The organism is Lentzea sp. NPDC004789 (assembly GCF_053601075.1).
The window spans coordinates 372191-392214 of record NZ_JBSGBE010000002.1; the positions used below are offsets into that span (position 1 = coordinate 372191).

Genomic DNA, 20024 nt, shown 5'->3' on the forward strand with positions numbered 1-20024 from the left:
GGCGTGGACCCTACCAACACATGTTTCCCCAGGTGAGCGCGCCACACCCCAAAAGTCGTGGCGCGCCCCTCCTCAGAGGCTCTCCTGGACGCTCCGCACGGCCCTGACCAGCGACGATACGTCCGGCCCATGCTTGAGAACATCTCGTGAAGAAGTCGGAAAGACGTTGCGCATGTCGGGCCCGAAGAGCCGTTTTAGATCAGTCACCGAGCCGCCCTGAGCCCCGAAACCGGGGGCCAGGATCGGTCCGTTGAACCCCGCGAGGTCCACATCCGTTTCCCCGATCGTGGCACCCACGACGAGCCCTACATCGCCGCACGGAGAAATGCCGGAATTCCGAGCGGTGGCGAAATCGATGATCGTCTGCGCCACGGTTCGCCCGTCCGGAGCAACGGAGCGCTGGACCTCGGCACCCTCCGGGTTGGACGTCAGCGCCAGCACGAACACGCCGCGGCCGGTCGCCCGCGCCGTGTCCAGGGCGGGCTGCAGGGACCCGAAGCCGAGGAACGGCGACACGGTCACCGCGTCACCGGCCAGCGGCGAGCCGTCGCCCAGGTAGGCCTCGGCGTAGGCGGCCATGGTGGAGCCGATGTCGCCGCGCTTTGCGTCCACGAGCACCAGCGTGCCCGAGTCGCGCAGCTCCGCGATCACCCGTTCCAGCACGGCGACGCCACGTGACCCGTACGCCTCGAAGAAGGCCGCCTGGGGCTTCACCATCGCGACCTTGCCGCCGAACGCCTCCACGGCCGTCAGAGCGAACCGTTCGAGGCCCTCCGCGGTGCGTGAGAGGCCCCAGGCGTCGAGCAGGCTCGGATGCGGGTCGATCCCGACGCACAGAGGCCCGTAGGCCTCCACGGCCTTCGTGAGCCGTTCCCCGAACGTCACGCGCCCTCCCTCAACGCGGCCTGGAGCGCCTGAAGCGGCTGCACGCCGATGTCACCGCGGATGAGCGCCTCGATGCCGTGCACGGCCGCCGCGGCGCCCTGGATCGTGGTGACGCACGGGATGTCCTTGGCCACCGCGGCGGTGCGGATCTCGTAGCCGTCCACGCGCGGGCCGCTGTTGCCGTACGGCGTGTTGAAGATCATGTCGACCTCGCCGGCCAGGATCATGTCGACGACGTTGCCCTCGCCCTCGAAGTGCTTGCGCACCTCGATGCACGGGATGCCGTTGCGCTTGAGCACCTCGGCCGTGCCCGCCGTCGCGAGGATCTGGAACCCGAGGTCGGCCAGGCGCTTGACCGGGAAGATCATCGCGCGCTTGTCGCGGTTCGCGAAGGACACGAAGACCTTGCCCGACGTCGGCAGCGAGCCGTAGGAGGCCGTCTGCGACTTCGCGAACGCCTTGCCGAACGACGAGTCGATGCCCATGACCTCGCCGGTGGACTTCATCTCCGGGCCCAGCAGCGAGTCCACACCGTGGCCCTCGGGCGTGCGGAAGCGGTGGAACTGCATGACCGCCTCCTTGACCGCGACCGGGGCGTGCTCGGGCAGCCGGGCACCGTCACCGGTGGCCGGCAGGATGCCCTCCTCGCGCAGCTCGGCGATGGTGGCGCCGAGCATGACCCGCGACGCCGCCTTGGCCATGGAGACAGCGGTCGCCTTGGACACGAACGGCACCGTGCGCGACGCACGCGGGTTCGCCTCCAGGACGTACAGGACGTCGTCCTTGAGCGCGTACTGCACGTTCAGCAGGCCCTTCACGCCGATGCCGCGCGCGATCGCCTCGGTGGAGCGGCGGACGTTCTCGATGTCCGACGCGCCGAGCGTGATCGGCGGCAGCGCGCAGGAGGAGTCACCGGAGTGCACGCCGGCTTCCTCGATGTGTTCCATGACACCGCCGATGAACACCTCGTGCCCGTCGCACAGCGCGTCCACGTCGATCTCGATGGCGTCGTCGAGGAACCGGTCGACCAGCACCGGGTGCTCGGGCGTCACCTCGGTCGCGCGGGCGATGTAGCCCGACAGCGACTCCTCGTCGTACACGATCTCCATGCCCCGGCCGCCCAGGACGTAGGACGGCCGCACGAGGACCGGGTAGCCGATCTCGTCGGCGATCTCCTTGGCCTCGTCGAACGAGGTGGCCGTGCCGAACTTCGGCGCGGGCAGACCGGCCTCGGTCAGCACCTTGCCGAACTGGCCGCGGTCCTCGGCGAGGTGGATCGCCTCGGGCGTCGTGCCGACGACCGGCACGCCGGCGTCGGCCAGGCGCTGCGCCAGACCCAGCGGCGTCTGGCCGCCGAGCTGCACGATCACGCCGGCGACCTCGCCGGAGCGCTGCTCGGAGTGCACGACCTCCAGCACGTCCTCGAACGTCAGCGGCTCGAAGTACAGGCGGTCGGAGGTGTCGTAGTCGGTGGACACGGTCTCCGGGTTGCAGTTGACCATGACGGTCTCGTAACCGGCCTCCCGCAGCGCCATGGCCGCGTGCACGCACGAGTAGTCGAACTCGATGCCCTGCCCGATGCGGTTCGGACCGGAGCCCAGGATCAGCACCTTCGGCTTCTCCCGCTGCTCGGCCACCTCGGACTCGGCGTCCGGGTCCAGCTCGTAGGCGGAGTAGTGGTACGGCGTCTCGGACTTGAACTCCGCCGCGCACGTGTCGACCGTCTTGTAGACCGGCCGCACACCGAGGCGGTGCCGCAGCGCGCGCACGCCGTCCTCGCCCGCGAGCTCGGGCCGCAGCACGGAGATCTGCCGGTCCGAGAGGCCCGCGCGCTTCGCCTTGCGCAGCAACGGTTCGTCGAGCACGGGAGCGTCCAGCAGCTCCGTGCGCAACTGACCGAGCCAGGCGATCTGCTCGATGAACCACGGGTCGATCCCCGAGGCCTTGTGGACGTCCTCAATGGACGCACCGAGCCGCAGCGCGCGTTCGACCGTGTAGAGGCGGCCGTCATGACCGCGATTCAGTTGTGCCAGGACGGATTCCAGAGTAGTGCCCTCCGGATCCGGCTGCGTCCAGAAGCCGACCGATTTCGTTTCCAGCGAACGCAGCGCCTTGCCCAGCGCCTCGACGAAGTTGCGGCCGATGGACATGGCCTCGCCGACCGACTTCATCGTCGTCGTCAGCGTGGGGTCCGCACCGGGGAACTTCTCGAACGCGAACCGCGGCGCCTTCACGACCACGTAGTCGAGCGTCGGCTCGAACGACGCCGGGGTCTCGCCGGTGATGTCGTTGGTGATCTCGTCGAGCGTGTAGCCGATCGCGAGCTTCGCGGCGATCTTGGCGATCGGGAAGCCGGTCGCCTTGGACGCCAGCGCGGACGACCGCGACACCCGCGGGTTCATCTCGATGACGACCATGCGGCCGTTCTCGGGGTGGATGGCGAACTGGATGTTGCAGCCGCCGGTGTCCACGCCGACCTCGCGGATGACCTGGATGCCGACGTCGCGCATGTGCTGGTACTCGCGGTCGGTCAGCGTCATCGCGGGCGCGACCGTCACCGAGTCGCCGGTGTGCACGCCCATCGGGTCGATGTTCTCGATCGAGCAGATGACGACCACGTTGTCGTTGCGGTCGCGCATCAGCTCAAGCTCGTACTCCTTCCACCCGAGCACGCTCTCCTCGATGAGCACCTCGGTCACCGGGGACTCCTCGAGGCCGATGGCCGCGAGCCGTTCCAGCTCCTCGTCGGTGTGCGCCATGCCGGAACCGAGGCCGCCCATGGTGAAGGACGGGCGGATGACGACCGGGAGACCCAGTTCGGCGACGGTCTTGCGGACCTCGTCCATCGTGTTGCAGACCGCCGAGCGCGGGACCTCGGCGCCGATCTTGCGGACCAGGTCCTTGAAGATCTGCCGGTCCTCGCCGCGCTGGATCGCGTCGACGTTCGCGCCGATCAGCTCGACGTTGTACTTCTCCAGCACCCCGCGCTCGTGCAGCGCGATGGCGGTGTTGAGCGCGGTCTGCCCGCCCAGCGTGGCCAGGATCGCGTCCGGGCGCTCCTGCGCGATCACCTTCTCCACGAACTCGGCCGTGATCGGCTCGATGTAGGTGGCGTCGGCGAACTCGGGGTCGGTCATGATCGTGGCCGGGTTGGAGTTCACCAGGCTGACCCTGATGCCCTCCTCCCGCAGCACCCGGCACGCCTGGGTGCCGGAGTAGTCGAACTCGCACGCCTGACCGATCACGATCGGGCCGGACCCGATGACCAGGATGTGCTTGAGATCAGTCCTCTTCGGCATCAGCGGGCCTCATTCATCAGCGTCACGAACTCGTCGAACAACGGCGCCGCGTCGTGCGGACCGGCGGCGGCCTCTGGGTGGTACTGCACGGAGAACGCCGGGGCGTCGAGCAGCCGGACGCCCTCGACGGTGCCGTCGTTGGGGCAGTAGTGCGACAGCACCGCGCGGCCGAACTCCGAGGTGAACTCCTCCCCCGGCGTGCCCTCCAGCGCGAACCCGTGGTTCTGCGCGGTGATCGCGACCTTGCCGGTGGCGACGTCGATCACCGGGATGTTGATGCCGCGGTGGCCGTAGCGCATCTTGTAGGTCCCGCGACCCACCGCGCGGCCGAGGATCTGGTTGCCGAAGCAGATGCCGAACAGCGGCAGCCCGCGGCCCAGCGCCTCCTTGGTCAGCGCGATGGCGTGGTCCTGCGTCGCCGGGTCACCGGGGCCGTTGGACAGGAACAGCCCGTCCGGGCTCGTCGCGAGGATGTCCTCGAACGAGCTGGTCAACGGCAGCACGTGCACCTCGATGCCGCGCGCCGCCATCATCCGCGGGGTGTTCGACTTGATGCCCAGGTCGAGCGCCGCGACGGTGAACTTCTTCTCGCCGATCGCCTCGACCACGTACGGCTTGTCCGTCGTCACGTCGACCGCGAGGTTCGCGCCGACCATCTGCGCGGACGCCTTGACCTGCTCGATCATCGACGCGTCGTCGGTGAGCTCCGAGCCGGAGAACACGCCGGCCCGCATCGCGCCCTGCTCGCGGATGTGCCGGGTCAGCGTGCGGGTGTCGAGGCCGGAGATGCCCACGACGCCCTGGTTCGCCAGCTCCTCGTCCAGACCGCGCCGCGACCGCCAGTTCGACGGCGTCCGCGCGGGGTCGCGCACCACGTACCCGGCGACCCAGATCCTCGACGACTCGTCGTCCTCGTCGTTCCAGCCGGTGTTGCCGATCTGCGGCGCCGTCTGCACCACGATCTGGCGGTGGTAGGACGGGTCGGTCAGGGTCTCCTGATAGCCCGTCATGGCCGTGGAGAACACGACCTCGCCGAGCGAGACGCCGGTCGCTCCGTACGCCTCACCGCGGAAGACGCGACCGTCTTCCAGCACCAATGCCGCGTTCGTCACGCCTTGCCTCCCACTAGAGCTGCTACCCATTCCTCGTAAACCTCTTTGTCGTCACCGCGGAAACCGGTGTCGAACAGGTGGCCCTGGTTCTCCCACTGGACCACCAGCAGTCCCTCTTCGCTGAACATGACCTTCCCGGCGAGGCCGCGGTCGGTGCGGGCGTCGCGGATGGACTCGGCGGGGATGAAGATCGGCGTCGCACCAACGCGTTCGATGGCGACGCCCTCCGGCACCAGACTCAGCGTCGCCTCGGCACGGTGGCCGATGTCGCCGACCTGGATGCGGTCCTGCCAGTTGCCCGCGTTCGTCGTGCCGATGTAGACGCCCGTGGTGGCGAGCTTCGCCTCGCCGAGCTTCTCGGGCGTGGCGGGGAACGCCGGGAGGTCGGCCTGCTTGGCCTGACGCCGCTTCCAGCCGTGCCACATGCCGTAGACGCACAGCGCGAAGAACAGGAGCACCACGACGACGAGCAGCACGCGGGTCATTCCGCAATCCTTCCCGCCAGTGCCGTGACGCGCCCACGCAAGATGGTCGCCGTCACCGCGCCGGGCAGTTCCATGCCCTCGAACGGGGTGTTGCCCGCGATGCTCGCGAGCTGCGCGCCGTTCACCGTCCACGTCGCGTCCGGGTCGACCAGCACGAGGTTCGCCGGCTCGCCGGCCGCGATCGGGCGGCCCTGGTCGGTCAGTCCGGCGATCTCGGCGGGCTTCTCGCTCATCACCCGTGCGACACCGCGCCAGTCCAGCAGGCCGGTCTTCACCATCGTCTCGACGACGATGCTCAGCGCGGTCTGCAGTCCGAGCATGCCCGGCCGGGCGGCCGACCACTCGCAGTCCTTGTCCTGGACGGCGTGCGGGGCGTGGTCCGTGGCGACGCAGTCGATCGTGCCGTCCGCGAGCGCCTGGCGCAGCGCGTCGACGTCGCTCTGGGTGCGCAGCGGCGGGTTGACCTTGTTGACCGGGTCGTAGGTGCTCAACCGGTCGTCGGTCAGGATCAGGTGGTGCGGGGTGACCTCGGCGGACACCTTCGTGCCGCGCGCCTTGGCCCACTTCAGGACGTCGGCCGTGCCGGTCGTGCTGACGTGGCAGACGTGCAGCTTCGCGCCGACCTGCTGGGCGAGGATGCAGTCGCGGGCGACGATCGACTCCTCCGCCGCCGCCGGCCAGCCCTGCAGACCGAGCCGTGCCGCGTTCTCGCCCTCGTGCGCCTGGGCGCCGATCGTCAGCCGCGGTTCCTCGGCGTGCTGGGCGATCACGGCGCCGAGAGCCTTCGAGTACTCCAGGGCGCGGCGCATGATCAACGGGTCGTGCACGCAGTGGCCGTCGTCGGAGAAGACGCGGACGTTGGCCTTGGACTTGGCCATCGTGCCGAGCTCGGCGAGCTTCTCGCCCTTCAGGCCGACGGTGACGGCGCCGACCGGATGGACGTCGACCAGGCCGACCTCGCGGCCGCGGCGGGCGACGTGCTCGACGATGACGGCGTTGTCGGCGACCGGGTCGGTGTTGGCCATGGCGAAGACCGCCGTGTAACCGCCGAGAGCCGCGGCCTTGGACCCGGTCTCGATGGTCTCGGTGTCCTCGCGGCCGGGTTCGCGCAGGTGGGTGTGCAGGTCGACGAAGCCCGGCAGCAGGACCGCGCCGTTGCCCTCGATCACCTCGGCGTCGGAATCGGTGCCCTCTGCGATCACGCCGTCGCGGATCAGCAGGTCGATCGGTTCCCCCTCGCCGTAGGGCCTAACTCCCTTGAGCAGCAAGGGCTTCACGCGTTTTCCTCCTCGTGGGCAAGCAGGTGGTACAGCACGGCCATGCGCACGTGGACACCGTTGCGGACCTGCTCGGTGATGGCGGCCTGCGGGCTGTCGGCGACGACGGAGGCGATCTCCATGCCGCGCAGCATCGGGCCGGGGTGCAGCACTACGGCGTGCTCTGGCAGCAGCTTCAGGCGGCGCTCGTTGAGGCCGTAGGCGATCGAGTACTCGCGGGAGCTGGGGAAGAACCCGCCGGTCATGCGCTCGGCCTGGACCCGCAGCATCATCACGGCGTCCTGCGACGCGAGCTCGGCGTCGATCTCGTGCGACACCGTGACCGGCCACTTCTCCACACCCGTGGGCAGCAGCGTCGGCGGAGCGACCAGCGTGACCTCGGCGCCGAGCGTCGTCAGCAGGTGCACGTTCGAGCGCGCCACGCGGCTGTGCAGCACGTCTCCCACGATCGCGACGCGGCGGCCGTCCAGGCTGCCGAGGCGGTCGCGCAACGTGGCGGCGTCGAGCAGGGCCTGGGTCGGGTGCTCGTGCATGCCGTCGCCCGCGTTCACCACGGACGTGCCGGTGTGCTTGAGCCAGCCCGCGAGCCGGTGCGCCGCGCCCGAGGCCGGGTGCCGCACGATCACGCAGTCCGCGCCCGCGGCCTGCAGGGTCAGCGCGGTGTCGCGCAGCGACTCGCCCTTGCTGACGCTGGAACCGGAGCTGCTGACGTTGATCACGTCGGCGGACATCCACTTGCCCGCGATCTCGAACGAGACGCGGGTGCGGGTGCTGTTCTCGTAGAACATGGTGATCACGGTGCGTCCGCGCAGCGTCGGCAGCTTGCGGACCTCCCGGCCCAGCAGCGCCTGCTTCAGCCGGTCCGCGGTGTCGAGGATCGCGGTCGCCTGGTCGCGGCCGAGACCGTCGGTGGAGAGCAGGTGCTTCACTTCAGCACCACTCCGTCACGCCCGTCGAACTCCTCCAGGAGCACCACGACGTCCTCGGTCTTGGCCGTCGGCAGGTTCTTGCCGACGTAGTCCGCGCGGATCGGCAGTTCGCGGTGCCCGCGGTCGACCAGCACGGCGAGCTGCACCGAGCGGGGACGGCCGTGGTCGCGCAGCGCGTCCAGCGCGGCGCGGATGGTGCGGCCGGAGAACAGCACGTCGTCCACGAGCACGACGAGCTTGTCGTCGATGCCGCCCTCGGGCAGCGTCGTCGTCTCCAGCGGCCTGGTCGGGCCCCGGCGGAGGTCGTCGCGGTAGAGCGTGATGTCCAGAGTGCCTTCGAGCACCTGGCGGCCGGAAAATTCGGCGATCTTAGCGGCCAGACGGCGTGCGAGGGGGGCTCCCCGGCTGGGAATACCCATCAAGACGACGTCGGGTGCGCTCGGTGCATCGAGAGCGGTCTTCTCGATGATCTGATGGGCCATTCGGGCGACAGTGCGCGCGACATCACCGGCCGACAGGATCTCGCGATCCCCGGCCGGATCCGTCGCGCCACGTTGACGTGACGCCACGGCTGGACCTCCTTCCCCGCCTCACTGGACGGGTCCTTAAAGGACGTCGGACACCCGGCTACAGCCGGGCTGACCTGCACCGTATCACCTACGGATGGTCAGCCGTCCGAGTGGTGTCGCACGCGTGGCGCGCGTCTCGTCTTGAGATCAGCTTGACCTGTCGACCACGGCGAGTAATCATTACTCTGCGTATCGATCTAAGCCTCCCCGCAGCACGCCCGTACTGCTGACGGGGCGAATGAACGGAGAACCGCCACATGGGCGACTACGCCAAGGCGCTGGGGGCCAAGCTCCGCGCTATCCGCCAGCAGCAGGGCCTGTCCCTGCACGGCGTCGAGCAGAAGTCCGGCGGTCGCTGGAAGGCCGTGGTCGTCGGCTCCTACGAGCGCGGTGACCGCGCGGTGACCGTGCAGAAGCTGGCCGAGCTGGCCGACTTCTACGGGGTTCCCGTCGCCGAGCTCCTGCCCGAGGGCCGCGTGCCGTCGGGTGCCGAGCCGGCCACCAAGATCGTGATCAACCTGGAACGGCTCCAGCAGCTGCCGGTCGAGAAGGTCGGCCCGCTGGCCCGCTACGCCGCGACCATCCAGTCGCAGCGCGGTGACTACAACGGCAAGGTCCTCTCCATCCGCACCGAGGACCTGCGCTCTCTCGCGATCATCTACGACATGACGCCGGGCGAGCTCACCGAGCAGCTCATCGACTGGGGTGTGCTGCCTCCCGAGGCCCGTCCCGCGAAGGAAGACTGAGCGCTCACGCTTTCGGAGCAGTGGCTCCCTCACGTCCTGTTAGTCGCCCTGAGGACGTCGAGGGGGCCACTGCTGCATTCAGGGGAGCCAGCGTCGCGGGCCGCATGGCCCCGGCGGCCGGCGAGCCCCGCAGCAGCTCGTTCAGGTCGTGCGGTCGCACCCGTTCGGCGGTGTTGTGCGCCGCGGTGATCCGGTCGAGCCGGAAACCACGACCCGCTCGGCGGGTGCGGCACCAGCCGATGAGGTACCACCGGCCGTCGGCGGTGAGCAGCCCGGCCGGTTCCACCACGCGACCGGTCTCCTGCCCCGCCGCGTCGGTGTAGGTCAGGCGCAGCACCGTGTTCGTGTCCAGCGCCCGGTGGACCGCCGCCCTGACCGCGGCGTCCGTTCGCGACGGCAGCGCGACGATGCGGGCGGCGAGCCCACCGGCCGCGGCCGTCGCGGGACCGTTCAGCACCGCCGCGATCTTGCGGAACGCCGTTCGGGCGGCGTCCGAGCCGTCGGCTCCGGCGAGTGCGGTGGCCAGCACCGCCGCCTCCTGCGGGGTGAAGTGCAGCGGCGGCAGGGTCATCGCGGGGTCGATCGACCAGCCTCCGCCGCGTCCCGGCGTCGTCCGCACCGGGACACCGGCCTCCATCAACGCCTGCAGGTCACGCTGCACGGTCCGTGTGCTGACTTCGAGCCGTGCAGCGAGCGTCGCGACCGTCAACGACCTCGGCGCCGCCGCGCGCAACTCCTCCACCAGCGCGTACAGCCGAGCGGTGCGGTTCACACCCCTGATCCTGCCAAGAACTCCCGCTCCCGTCGCAGCTCGCGTTCGGTGATCGTCAACGGGTGCAGCGTGAAGCCGTGCGGCGCGCCCGCGACGACGCTCAGTCGCACCGGCGCCTGCCACCGTTCGGCCAGGGTCACCGAGTCGTCGAGCAACGGGTCCTCGGTCCCGACGACGATCCGGGCGGGCGGCAGGCCGGTCAGGTCGGCGAACAGCGGCGAGATCGCCGGGTCACGGCGTTGCTCGGCGGTCATCCCCGGCGTGAACAGCTCGTAGGTGCGGTGCAGCCGTTCGGTCTTGGGCGCCGACAGGTCGTACGCGCCGAACACGAGGTTCGCCGCCTGGAAGACGCCGGGCACCCGCAGCAACGTCAGGACGCTCAGGTGGGCGCCCGCCGACTCACCGCCGATCAGCAGCCTGGCCGTGCCGAACTCGGCCTCGGCGTGCTCGGCCAGCCACCGCGCGACCGCCTCGCAGTCGTCGGGCCCGGCGGGGAACGGGTGCTCGGGAGCGAGCCGGTACTCGACGCTCACCACGGCCAGCCGCGCCTGCTGCGCCAGCCGCCACAGCCTCTCGTCCTGTCCGTCCGCCGAGCCGAACGACCAGCCGCCACCGTGGACGTGCAGGTAGACGCCGTCGACCTGGTCCGGCGTGAACACCCTGACCCCGACGCCCGCGACCGTCCGGTCCCGGCCCTGCGGCAGCCTCACCGGTGGTGTGCGGCCGCCGAGCCGGTTGCGCCGCAGGACCTCCAGCGGCGCGACCGGCAGCTCGAACCCGCTGGTGAACTCCACCGTCTCGGCGAGGCAGTCCTCATCGATGATCTTCATGTCGCGGACCGTCGCAGGAGTCCGCGACACCGTCCTGTCACCCTTTCCGCGTGAGCCCTGCCACAAGCGCGGCGAGCTGCTCCTTGTCCTGGATGACGTGGATGGCCGCGACCTTGTCGTCGCGCACGGTGAAGGCCATGACCGAGAACGGTTCGCCGTCGACCCACGTGACGAAGCCGGCCAGACCGCCGACCAGCACCGGCCGGATCTCGGCGACCGCCACGAGCTTGCGGAACGTGCTGGCCCGCCCGGCCACCGTCCTGCCACCGACGACTTCGAGGGCGCCCGCGCGCAGCACGACGTCCGGGTGCAGCACGGAGACCAGCTGCTCCAGGTCGCCCTCACGCGAAGCCTTGAGGAACGCGTTGACCACGTCGCGCTGCTGCGGCAGGCCGACGTTCGACTGTGGACGCTCCTGCACACGTTTGCGCGCACGGGATGCGAGCTGCCGTGTCGCCGTTGGGGTCTTCTCGATCAACGGCGCGATGTCGTCGAACGGCACCGCGAACATGTCGTGCAGCACGAACGCCAGGCGCTCGTCCGGCTTCAGCGTGTCGAGCACGATCAGCATCGCCAGCCCGACCTCGTCCCTGGCCACGGCCTGGTGCTCCGGCTCCTCCGCCGGGTCGATCACCGCGTCCGGCATGTCGAACGCGTGCTCTCGCCTGTCCCGCAACATGTTCAGGCACACCCGGCCGACCACGGTGGTGAGCCAGGCCGCCGGGTTGTCGATCTCGCCGGGGTCCGTCTTCTCAACCCTGATCCACGCGTCCTGCAGCGCGTCGTCGGCCTCGGCGAACGAGCCCAGCATCCGGTGCGCGATCGCCCTCAGCCGTGGACGTTCCTGCTCGAACTGCGCGATCACGCCATCCCCCTGTGTCCTGAACCACACGCTGTCACGTTCCCGAGCGCTGCCGGGTCAACCGGGCAACAGCTCATTCGGGAGGGTAATCATGAAGATCCTCGTGACCGGCGGCACCGGCACTCTCGGCAAGCAGGTCGTCCCCCGGCTCCGCGCGGCCGGCGCCGACGTCGTGGTGCTGAGCCGGCACGGCGACATCGCCTGCGACCTGCTGACCGAGGTGCCGCAGTTCGAGGCCGACGTGGTCGTGCACCTGGCCGGTGGTCAGAAGGGCGACGACGTGGCGACCCGCAACCTGCTCGCCGGGTGCGCGGGCGTGCGGCACTTCGTCCACATCTCGGTGATCGGCGCGGACGCGGTGCCGCTGGCCTGGTTGCGCACCAAGCTCGCCTGCGAGGAGGCGATCGCGGCGTCGGGCATCCCGTTCACGATCCTGCGCGCGGCCCAGTTCCACGACCTGACGCTCACGATGGTGCGCGGGCTCGCGAAGCTGCCGATCGTGCCGGTGCCGGGCCTGCGGCTGCAGCCGGTGGACGTCCGCGACGTCGCCGCGCGGATCGTCGAGCTGACGCTGGGCGCGCCCGCGGGCCGGGTGGCGGACCTCGCCGGACCCGTGGTCTACGAGATGCGGCAGCTGGTGCGCGACTACCTGACGACCGCGGGCAAGCGCCGGCTGACGGTGCCGGTGCGGCTGCCGGGCAAGGCCGGCCAGGCCTACCGGGGCGGGCAGAACCTCGCGCTGGACGGCGACCGCGGCACGCACACGTGGGAGGAGTTCCTGGCCGCCGATGCCATGCTGGCGAGGTGACCGATCACGAACTTCTCGCCGACCGGACCCCGCTGCCGTCCGGACTGGACTCCCGGCTGCGCGACCACCTCACGTTCCTCATCGAGGTGGACCGGCTGAAGACGATCCTGCGCGCCTCCCCGCTCGCCGCGGCGGACCGGCGGGAGAACGACGCGGAGCACTCCTGGCACCTGGCGCTCATGGTCATGACGCTCGCCGAGTACGCCGACGAACCGATCGACGTCGGCCACACGATCAAGCTCGTGGTCGTCCACGACCTCGTCGAGATCTACGCGGGCGACACGCCGATCTACGACACCGAGCTGGGCGAGAGCCAGCAGGAACGCGAGGAGGCCGCCGCGGACCGGTTGTTCGGCATCCTGCCCGAGGACTCGGGCCGCGCGTTGCGGGCGCTGTGGGACGAGTTCGAGGACCGGAAGACGCCGGAGGCGCGGTTCGCGAAGGCCATGGACCGGCTCCAGCCGTTGCTGCTCAACTGGATGGCCGAGGGCGGCACCTGGCGGACTCCCGGTGTCACCGCGAACGACGTGCGCAGCCGCAAGGCGGTCATCGGCGAGGGCTCGACGGCCCTGTTCGAGGCGGCCATGCACCTGATCGACGAAGGCGAACGCCGGGGCTGGGCACGCGGCCCCGCCCCGGCGTCCGGATGACCCTAGAGAACGGCGCGCAGCTGGTCCGCGATGACCGCGATCCGGCCGAGCACCCCGTTCACGAAGCGCGGCGAGTCGTCCGTGGACAGGCCCTTGGCCAGTTCCACGGCCTCGTCGATCGCCACCGCGTCCGGCACGTCGGCCGCCCACAGCAGCTCGTACAGGCCGATCCGCAGCACCGCGCGGTCGACCGCCGGCATGCGCTGCAGGGTCCAGCCCTCGGCGTGCTCCGAGATGAGGTCGTCGATGCGCGCGCGGTGCGCGGTGACGCCCTCGACGAGCGTCACCGTGTAGTCGTTCACCGGCGGCACGTCCGGGGACCCGACCCGCGAGGCCAGCAGCGTCACGGGGTCGCTGCCGAGCAGATCGGCTTCGTAGAGGAAGTCGACCGCGCGTTTGCGGGCCTTGCTGCGAGCACCCATTACTTGTCGCTGACGCGGCCGAGGTACCGGCCGTCACGGGTGTCGACCTTGATCTTCTCGCCGGTCGTCACGAACAGCGGGACCTGGATCTCCGCGCCGGTCTCCAGCCGCGCGGGCTTGGTGCCACCGGTGGAGCGGTCGCCCTGCAGGCCGGGGTCGGTGTGCTCGATCACGAGCTCGACCGAGGTCGGGAGCTCGACGAACAGCGGCACGCCCTCGTGCGTGGCGACGACGGCCTCCTGGTTCTCCAGCATGTAGTTCGCGGCGTCACCGACGGTCTCGGTCGGAACCGGGATCTGGTCGTAGGTGTCACCGTCCATGAAGATGAAGTCGGTGCCTTCCTTGTACAGGTAGGTCATGCCGCGCTTGTCCACGGTGGCGGTCTCGACCTTGGTGCCCGCGTTGAAGGTCTTGTCGACGACCTTCCCGGTCAGCACGTGCTTGAGGGTCGTGCGCACGAAGGCGCCACCCTTGCCGGGCTTGACGTGCTGGAACGCGGTGACGGTCCACAGCTGGCCGTCGAGGTTCAGCACCAGGCCGTTCTTCAGGTCGTTCGTGGTGGCCACGGTGGAATTTCTCCTGTGATTGGACGGGGTGTCAGACGACCACGAGTTCCTTCGTGGTCAGGGTGAGGAGCTCCGGCCCGCTTTCGCGCACCACGAGGGTGTCCTCGATGCGGACTCCGCCCCGCCCCGACAAGTACACGCCGGGCTCGACGGTGACCGCCATACCGGCGGAAAGTGTACCGTCACCCACCTTCGACAACGCCGGTGCCTCGTGGATCTCCAGCCCGACCCCGTGCCCGAGCCCGTGCAGGAAGTCGTCGCCGTGCCCGGCCTTCTCGATCACCTCGCGCGACGCGCGGTCGACGTCGCTCACGCTCACCCCCGGCTTGAGCGCGGTGCGCCCGGTCGCCTGCGAGCGCGCGACCAGGTCGTACAGGTCGCGCTGCCAGTCGGCGGGCTTGCCGAGCACCAGCGTGCGGGTCATGTCGGAGTGGTAGCCGTCGACGAGGGCGCCGAAGTCGAGCTTGATGAAGTCGCCCTGGTGCAACGTCGCTTCGGTCGGCGCGTGGTGCGGCACCGCCGAGTTGGCGCCGAACGCGACGATGGAGGAGAACGACGGCCCTTCGGCGCCGTGGTCGAGCATGCGGCTCTCCAGCTCACGCGCGACCTCGCGTTCGGTGCGGCCGGGGCGCAACCCGCCGTGCCCGATCAACGCCGCCAGCGCGCGGTCCGCCGCCGCGCACGCCATCCGCAGCGCCTCGATCTCGATCTCGTCCTTGACCAGTCGCAGCCTCTCGACCAGGCCGCTCGCCTTCTCCAGCTCCGCCTTCTCCGCGGCCGCGGTGAGCGCTTCGAGGCCGTCGACCGTGACGTGGTGGCTCTCGAACCCGAGCCTGCCCTTCGCCCTGGCGGCCAGCGCGAGGTCGCACGGCCGGTCGATCAGCCGCTCCAGGTCCGGCACCTGCTTGGCCGACTGCGTCAGATAACGCCCGTCCGTGCAGAAGACCGTCTTGTCGTCGCTCACGGCGTCGATGAGCACCGCGGCGTTCGATCCGGTGAACCCTGTCAGGTACCGGACGTTCAGGAGGTTCGTGACGAGCAGCGCGTCCAGGCTCGTGGCCTGGAGCTCCTGGCGCAGTGCGGTGCGGCGTGCGGCGTACGACGACATGACTCGCAGCGTACGGCCAGTCCTAAGCTGTCCGCATGCGTCCTTGGTTCGTCCGTGCGTTGTGGATGGGGTTGCTCCACGGAGCCGTGCAGACCGGTGTGTCGGCGGTGGCGGTCCGCAGTCCCGAGGCGACCTCGGTCGGCCCCATCGCGATCGGCCTGCTGATCGCCGCGGCAGTGCTGTGGGGCGCGGTCGACACGCTGCGCGACCTGCCGGCACGCGGCATGCAGTGGTTCATCGCCGCGCTGATCGCCGGGCCGTTCGCCGGCGCGCTGGGCGTGATCGGGTCGGCGCTGCTGGTCGACCAGACCGGGCAGGAAGCGCTGTGGGTGGCGTTGACGGGCGGGGCGGCGTTCACGGCGCTGCTGATCCTGGCGCCGGCCGGGGTCGGCATGCTGCTCGGCGGGTTGCTCGTGCAGAAGGACTCGGCGCGGCACTAGTCCCCGGCGCGGACCGTGAGCCGGTAGGCCACCGAGGTCGAGAAGGCGCCCGACTCGCCCTCGATCCGCAGCTCGTGCTCGCCCTCGGCCAACGACGGCAGCCACGCCCACAGCCCGCACGCCTTGGCCGCGACGCGCCCGGCGCGTTCCCCGATCACGTTGCCCTGCGCGACGTCGAAGGTGACCTCGACGGGGTCGACCCGCCGCAGCTCCACGATCTGCCCGTCGAGCGTCACCGAGCCCTTGGCGGTGGCCATGAACCTCTCGCAGTCGGCCGCGTCGGCGGCGTACAGGTTGACCGCGGGCCCGGCGAGCGGCCGGCCGGGCGGCACCTCGCACTTGCGGTCCGCCTTGCCGCCGAGCGTCCCGGCGAAGAACCAGACGTCCTTCGGCTGACCCTGGGCGCAGAACTGCCCGGTCGGGTCGGCCACCGGGTTGCGCTCCCGCGGCGTCGACAGCGCCCACGTCCACCACCGCGCCTGCAGGTCCGCGTCCGACGGCCGTTCCGCGGGTTGCCGCGAGGTCGGGGGCGTGCTGGGGGACGGTGCGGTCCCGCACCCGGCCAGCAGGAGCACGACGGCGGCGATCAGCAGTCTCGGCACGCGCGGCATCCTCGCAGACGACCGGTCACGCGACCGGGAAATCCGCCACCAGTTCGACCTCGAAGCCGTCCTCGTTCTCCAGGAACGCCGCGTAGTGGTTCTCGCCGCCGGCGAACGGGTGCCGGTCGGCGAACATCAGCCGCCAGCCGTTGCGCTGGGCAACGCCCGTGAGGCGGTCGACATCCGCACGGGTACCGGCGTGCAGGGCGAGGTGGTTCAGGCCCGCTTTCATCCGATCGTGGGGACCTGTGAGCGCCGGGGACTGCTCGACCACGACGTAGGTCGCGCCCAGCTTCCAGCTCACGCCCGCGCTCCAGCGCTGGTGCTCGGTCCAGCCGAGGTCCGCGAAGAGCCAGCCGAACGCGGCTTCGGCGCGCGCCAGGTCCGGCACCCACAGCTCGACGTGGTGCAGCGCCCCGCGGTCAGGCACGGCCCTTGAGCGCCAGCCAGCGCAGCGCGAGCAGGTAACCCTCCACGCCGAGCCCGACGATCACGCCGTTCGCGATCGCCGAGATGTAGCTGTGGTGCCGGAACTCCTCGCGCTGGTGGATGTTCGAGATGTGCACCTCGACCAGGGGCGCCGTGAGCTGCGAGCACGCGTCGCGCACCGCGATCGAGTAGTGCGTCCACGCGGCGCCGTTCAGCACCACGGGGACCGAGGCGTCCGCGGCCTCGTGCAGCCACCCGACCATCTCGCCCTCGTGGGCGGTCTGGCGGACCTCGACGTCGAAGCCGAGCTCCTCGCCCTCGGCCACGCACATCTCGACCAGGTCCGCGTAGGTGGTGCTGCCGTAGACGGCCGGCTCGCGGGTGCCGAGCCGATCGAGGTTCGGCCCGTTCAGCACGAGAACCCTCACAGCAGCACCTTCCCCGAACCGGAGGACGGCTCCGCGGCGACGGCGGAGTAGGCGGCGGCGATCAGCGCCGGGTCGGGGCCTTCGAGGCGGCCCGGCTTGGCGAGGCCGTCCAGCACGACGAACCGCAGCACGCCCGCCTTGTTCTTCTTGTCGACCTTCATGCCCTCCATCAGCTGCGGAAGGGCGTCCGGGTCGTAGGAGGTCGGCAGGCCGAGCAGCTCCAGCACGCGCTTGTGGCGGTCGGCCGTGTCGTCGTCGAGGCGGCCGGCCAGGCGGGCCAGCTCGGCGGCGAAGACCAGACCAACGCTGATCGCGGCGCCGTGCCGCCACCGGTAGCGCTCGCGGCGTTCGATGGCGTGGCCGAGGGTGTGGCCGTAGTTGAGGATCTCGCGCAACGACGACTCGCGCAGGTCGCTCGTCACCACGTCGGCCTTGATCTGGATCTTGCGGCGGACCAGCTCGGCGAGCACCTCGCCGGTGGGGTCCAGCGCCAGGGCGGGATCGGCCTCGATCAGGTCGAGGATCACCGGGTCGGCGATGAAGCCGCCCTTCACGATCTCGGCCATGCCGGCGACGAGCTCGTTGCGCGGCAGGGTCTCCAGCGTCGCGAGGTCGACGAAGATGGCGTCGGGCTCGTAGAAGGTGCCGACGAGGTTCTTGCCGGCGTCGGTGTTGATGCCGGTCTTGCCGCCGACGGCGGCGTCAACCATGCCGAGCAGCGTGGTCGGGATGTTCACCAGGCGCACGCCGCGCATCCACGTGGACGCGACGAAGCCCGCCAGGTCCGTCACCGCGCCGCCGCCCAGGCCGACGACGGCGTCGGACCGGGACAGGCCGATCTTGCCCAGCACGTCCCAGCAGAAGCCCGCGACGGCGAGGTCCTTGCCGTCCTCGGCGTCTGGGACCTCGACGCGGTGCGCGTCGGCGCCGACGGCCTTGAGCTCGTCGACCAGCACCTGCGCGGTCGCGGCGAGCGTCGGCTGGTGCACGATCGCGATCTTGGCCGTGCCCTTGAGGAACTCGACGATGTCGCCGAGCAGGCCGCGGCCGATCACCACGTCGTAGGGCTTCTCGGCGGCGACCCGGATGCGGACGGGCTCGGTCATTCGCTGGCTCCCTCGATCACCGCTTCGGTCACCTGCGCCGGGTCGAGGGCGTCGGTCAGCACCTCGATCGTCGCGACCTCGCGGTACAGCGGCAGGCGCGCGTCCAGCAGCGCCTTGAACGTCGCGCGCGGGTTGACGCCGGAGAACATCGGGCGCGCGCTGGACAGCCCGGTGCGGCGCACGCCCTCCGCCATGCCGACGTTCAGGAACACGACGGTGTGGTTCTTGAGCAGCTCACGGGTCTGCCGCGACAGGATCGCGCCGCCGCCGAGCGCCAGCACGCCGTCGTGCTCCACGAGCGCCTTGGCGACCGCTTCCTCTTCCATGGCTCGGAAAACCGGCTCGCCGTCCTCGGTGAAGATGTCCCCGATCGCCCGGCCGGTGGCCTCGACGATGTCGGCGTCGGTGTCGCGGAAGGCGAGGTCCAGCTGCTCGGCCAGCAGCTGGCTGACCGTGGTCTTGCCGGCCCCTGGAGGGCCGACCACGACGAACTTCGGGCTCACATGCCCTCCCAGCGGGCTTCCAGCGCCTTCAGGTAGGCGTGGGCGTTGCGGCGCGTCTCGTCGAGCGAGTCGCCGCCGAACTTCTCCAGCGCGGCCTCGGCGAGCACCAGCGCGACGACCGACTCCAGCACGACACCGGCGCGCGGCACGGCGCAGACGTCGGAGCGCTGGTGGATCGCGACGGCGGGCTCACCGGTGCGGACGTCCACAGTGGACAGTGCACGCGGGACGGTCGAGATGGGCTTCATCGCCACGCGGGCGCGGAGGATCTCGCCGTTGGTGATACCGCCTTCGAGCCCACCGGCCCGGTTCGACCGGCGCGTGACGCCGACCGGGCCGCTGCCGCGGTCGATCTCGTCGTGCGCCTGGGAACCCCACCTGCGCGCGGACGTGAAGCCGTCACCGATCTCCACGCCCTTCATGGCCTGCACGCCCATCAGCGCGGCGGCCAGGCGGGCGTCGAGGCGGCGGTCCCAGTGCACGTGCGAGCCGAGGCCCGGCGGCAACCCGTACGCGAGCACCTCGATGACACCGCCGACCGTGTCACCGGCGTCCTTCACGGCCTCGACCTCGGCGACCATCGCGTCCGTGCCGCGCTGGTCGAAGCAGCGCACCGGAGACTCGTCGATCGCGGCCAGGTCGTCCGGCGTGGGCAGGGCGCTGTCCTCGGGCGTCTCGGCCTTGCCGATGGACACCACGTGGCTGAGGATCCGCACGCCCAGCAGCTGCTGCAGGAACTGCCGCGCCACCGTGCCCAGCGCCGTGCGGGCCGCGGTCTCCCGGGCGGACGCGCGTTCGAGCACGGGACGGGCCTCGTCGAAGCCGAACTTCTGCATGCCGGGCAGGTCGGCGTGACCGGGCCGGGGCCGCGTGAGGGCCTCGTTGCGGCCGGTCGGCTTGAGCAGGCTCGGGTCGACCGGGTCCGCGGACATCACGGTCTGCCACTTCGGCCACTCGGAGTTGCCGATGGTGACCGCGATCGGGCCGCCCTGGGTCTTGCCGTGGCGCACGCCGCCGAGGATCTCGACCTCGTCCTGCTCGAACCCCATGCGCGGGCTTCGCCCGAAACCCAGCCTGCGTCGCCCGAGCTGGGCGACGAGGTCGTCGGTCGTCACCTCGACACCGGCGGGCATGCCCTCCAGGACGGCGACGAGGGCGGGTCCGTGTGACTCTCCAGCGGTGATCCAGCGCAGCAC

Annotated in this window: 23 protein-coding genes; 4 read left to right on the forward strand and 19 right to left on the reverse strand. The window is 70.5% G+C overall.

Annotation, left to right across the window (positions count from 1 at the left end; translation table 11 throughout):
- Positions 1-72 precede the first annotated feature (72 nt).
- Genes pyrF through pyrR form a run of 7 tightly spaced genes read right to left on the reverse strand, consistent with a single transcriptional unit; the run spans position 73 to position 8556 of the window.
- Positions 73-885: an orotidine-5'-phosphate decarboxylase gene (pyrF, locus tag ACWEIJ_RS05875; protein ID WP_449836026.1), complete on the reverse strand. Its 813-nt coding sequence runs from the start codon at positions 883-885 to the stop codon at positions 73-75.
- Positions 882-4184: a carbamoyl-phosphate synthase large subunit gene (gene carB, locus ACWEIJ_RS05880; RefSeq protein ID WP_449836027.1), complete on the reverse strand. Its 3303-nt coding sequence runs from the start codon at positions 4182-4184 to the stop codon at positions 882-884. The genes pyrF and carB overlap by 4 nt, the downstream gene beginning before the upstream one ends.
- On the reverse strand, positions 4184-5326 hold the full coding sequence (gene carA, locus ACWEIJ_RS05885; RefSeq protein ID WP_449836028.1) for a glutamine-hydrolyzing carbamoyl-phosphate synthase small subunit: 1143 nt from the start codon (positions 5324-5326) through the stop codon (positions 4184-4186). Before carA ends, carB begins: the two co-directional genes overlap by 1 nt.
- Positions 5293-5781: a PH-like domain-containing protein gene (locus ACWEIJ_RS05890; protein ID WP_449836029.1), complete on the reverse strand. Its 489-nt coding sequence runs from the start codon at positions 5779-5781 to the stop codon at positions 5293-5295. Before ACWEIJ_RS05890 ends, carA begins: the two co-directional genes overlap by 34 nt.
- Positions 5778-7058, reverse strand: a complete 1281-nt coding sequence (locus ACWEIJ_RS05895; RefSeq protein WP_449836030.1) for a dihydroorotase — start codon at positions 7056-7058, stop codon at positions 5778-5780. Before ACWEIJ_RS05895 ends, ACWEIJ_RS05890 begins: the two co-directional genes overlap by 4 nt.
- A complete protein-coding gene (locus ACWEIJ_RS05900) occupies positions 7055-7987 on the reverse strand; it encodes an aspartate carbamoyltransferase catalytic subunit (protein WP_449836031.1) in 933 nt (310 codons plus the stop codon). The genes ACWEIJ_RS05895 and ACWEIJ_RS05900 overlap by 4 nt, the downstream gene beginning before the upstream one ends.
- On the reverse strand, positions 7984-8556 hold the full coding sequence (pyrR, locus tag ACWEIJ_RS05905; RefSeq protein ID WP_449836032.1) for a bifunctional pyr operon transcriptional regulator/uracil phosphoribosyltransferase PyrR: 573 nt from the start codon (positions 8554-8556) through the stop codon (positions 7984-7986). Before pyrR ends, ACWEIJ_RS05900 begins: the two co-directional genes overlap by 4 nt.
- A gap of 257 nt (positions 8557-8813) precedes the next feature.
- On the opposite strand from pyrR, the gene bldD reads away from it, so the two are divergent.
- Entirely contained in the window at positions 8814-9302 is a 489-nt protein-coding gene (bldD, locus tag ACWEIJ_RS05910) for a transcriptional regulator BldD (protein ID WP_030471611.1), read from the forward strand.
- A 4-nt stretch (positions 9303-9306) separates the two neighbouring features.
- Here bldD and ACWEIJ_RS05915 read toward each other — a convergent pair whose 3' ends face one another.
- Genes ACWEIJ_RS05915 through ACWEIJ_RS05925 form a run of 3 tightly spaced genes read right to left on the reverse strand, consistent with a single transcriptional unit; the run spans position 9307 to position 11769 of the window.
- Positions 9307-10074 (reverse strand): helix-turn-helix transcriptional regulator, encoded by a 768-nt coding sequence (locus ACWEIJ_RS05915; RefSeq protein WP_449836033.1) that lies wholly within the window; start codon positions 10072-10074, stop codon positions 9307-9309.
- The gene (locus ACWEIJ_RS05920; protein ID WP_449836034.1) at positions 10071-10904 is read right to left on the reverse strand and encodes an alpha/beta hydrolase; all 834 of its coding nucleotides are present in this window, start codon (positions 10902-10904) and stop codon (positions 10071-10073) included. The genes ACWEIJ_RS05915 and ACWEIJ_RS05920 overlap by 4 nt, the downstream gene beginning before the upstream one ends.
- Before the next feature lie 37 nt (positions 10905-10941).
- A complete protein-coding gene (locus ACWEIJ_RS05925; protein ID WP_449836035.1) occupies positions 10942-11769 on the reverse strand; it encodes a sigma-70 family RNA polymerase sigma factor in 828 nt (275 codons plus the stop codon).
- Positions 11770-11857: 88 nt separating this feature from the next.
- Here ACWEIJ_RS05925 and ACWEIJ_RS05930 point away from each other — a divergent pair, with 88 nt between their 5' ends.
- Positions 11858-12574, forward strand: a complete 717-nt coding sequence (locus ACWEIJ_RS05930; protein ID WP_449836036.1) for an SDR family oxidoreductase — start codon at positions 11858-11860, stop codon at positions 12572-12574.
- Entirely contained in the window at positions 12571-13224 is a 654-nt protein-coding gene (locus ACWEIJ_RS05935) for an HD domain-containing protein (protein WP_449836037.1), read from the forward strand. The genes ACWEIJ_RS05930 and ACWEIJ_RS05935 overlap by 4 nt, the downstream gene beginning before the upstream one ends.
- Positions 13225-13226: 2 nt before the next feature.
- Here ACWEIJ_RS05935 and nusB read toward each other — a convergent pair whose 3' ends face one another.
- Genes nusB through ACWEIJ_RS05950 form a run of 3 tightly spaced genes read right to left on the reverse strand, consistent with a single transcriptional unit; the run spans position 13227 to position 15320 of the window.
- On the reverse strand, positions 13227-13646 hold the full coding sequence (gene nusB, locus ACWEIJ_RS05940; protein WP_204760578.1) for a transcription antitermination factor NusB: 420 nt from the start codon (positions 13644-13646) through the stop codon (positions 13227-13229).
- Positions 13646-14212 (reverse strand): elongation factor P, encoded by a 567-nt coding sequence (gene efp / locus ACWEIJ_RS05945; RefSeq protein ID WP_449836038.1) that lies wholly within the window; start codon positions 14210-14212, stop codon positions 13646-13648. Before efp ends, nusB begins: the two co-directional genes overlap by 1 nt.
- A gap of 31 nt (positions 14213-14243) precedes the next feature.
- A complete protein-coding gene (locus ACWEIJ_RS05950) occupies positions 14244-15320 on the reverse strand; it encodes a M24 family metallopeptidase (protein WP_449836039.1) in 1077 nt (358 codons plus the stop codon).
- A 35-nt stretch (positions 15321-15355) separates the two neighbouring features.
- Between ACWEIJ_RS05950 and ACWEIJ_RS05955 the strand changes: the two genes are divergently transcribed.
- The gene (locus ACWEIJ_RS05955; RefSeq protein WP_449836040.1) at positions 15356-15760 is read left to right on the forward strand and encodes a B-4DMT family transporter; all 405 of its coding nucleotides are present in this window, start codon (positions 15356-15358) and stop codon (positions 15758-15760) included.
- On the opposite strand, the gene ACWEIJ_RS05960 is transcribed toward ACWEIJ_RS05955, so the two are convergent.
- Genes ACWEIJ_RS05960 through aroC form a run of 6 tightly spaced genes read right to left on the reverse strand, consistent with a single transcriptional unit; the run spans position 15757 to position 20024 of the window.
- Entirely contained in the window at positions 15757-16362 is a 606-nt protein-coding gene (locus tag ACWEIJ_RS05960; protein WP_449836041.1) for a hypothetical protein, read from the reverse strand. The genes ACWEIJ_RS05955 and ACWEIJ_RS05960 overlap by 4 nt on opposite strands.
- A gap of 25 nt (positions 16363-16387) precedes the next feature.
- Positions 16388-16792, reverse strand: coding sequence for a VOC family protein (locus tag ACWEIJ_RS05965; RefSeq protein WP_449836042.1), 405 nt, complete (start codon positions 16790-16792; stop codon positions 16388-16390).
- Positions 16785-17219 (reverse strand): type II 3-dehydroquinate dehydratase, encoded by a 435-nt coding sequence (gene aroQ / locus ACWEIJ_RS05970; protein WP_449836043.1) that lies wholly within the window; start codon positions 17217-17219, stop codon positions 16785-16787. Before aroQ ends, ACWEIJ_RS05965 begins: the two co-directional genes overlap by 8 nt.
- Positions 17216-18325: a 3-dehydroquinate synthase gene (aroB, locus tag ACWEIJ_RS05975; RefSeq protein ID WP_449836044.1), complete on the reverse strand. Its 1110-nt coding sequence runs from the start codon at positions 18323-18325 to the stop codon at positions 17216-17218. Before aroB ends, aroQ begins: the two co-directional genes overlap by 4 nt.
- A complete protein-coding gene (locus ACWEIJ_RS05980) occupies positions 18322-18828 on the reverse strand; it encodes a shikimate kinase (RefSeq protein ID WP_449836045.1) in 507 nt (168 codons plus the stop codon). Before ACWEIJ_RS05980 ends, aroB begins: the two co-directional genes overlap by 4 nt.
- Positions 18825-20024 carry a chorismate synthase gene (gene aroC, locus ACWEIJ_RS05985; RefSeq protein ID WP_449836046.1) on the reverse strand — a complete coding sequence of 400 codons (1200 nt, stop codon included), beginning with the start codon at positions 20022-20024 and terminating at the stop codon, positions 18825-18827. The genes ACWEIJ_RS05980 and aroC overlap by 4 nt, the downstream gene beginning before the upstream one ends.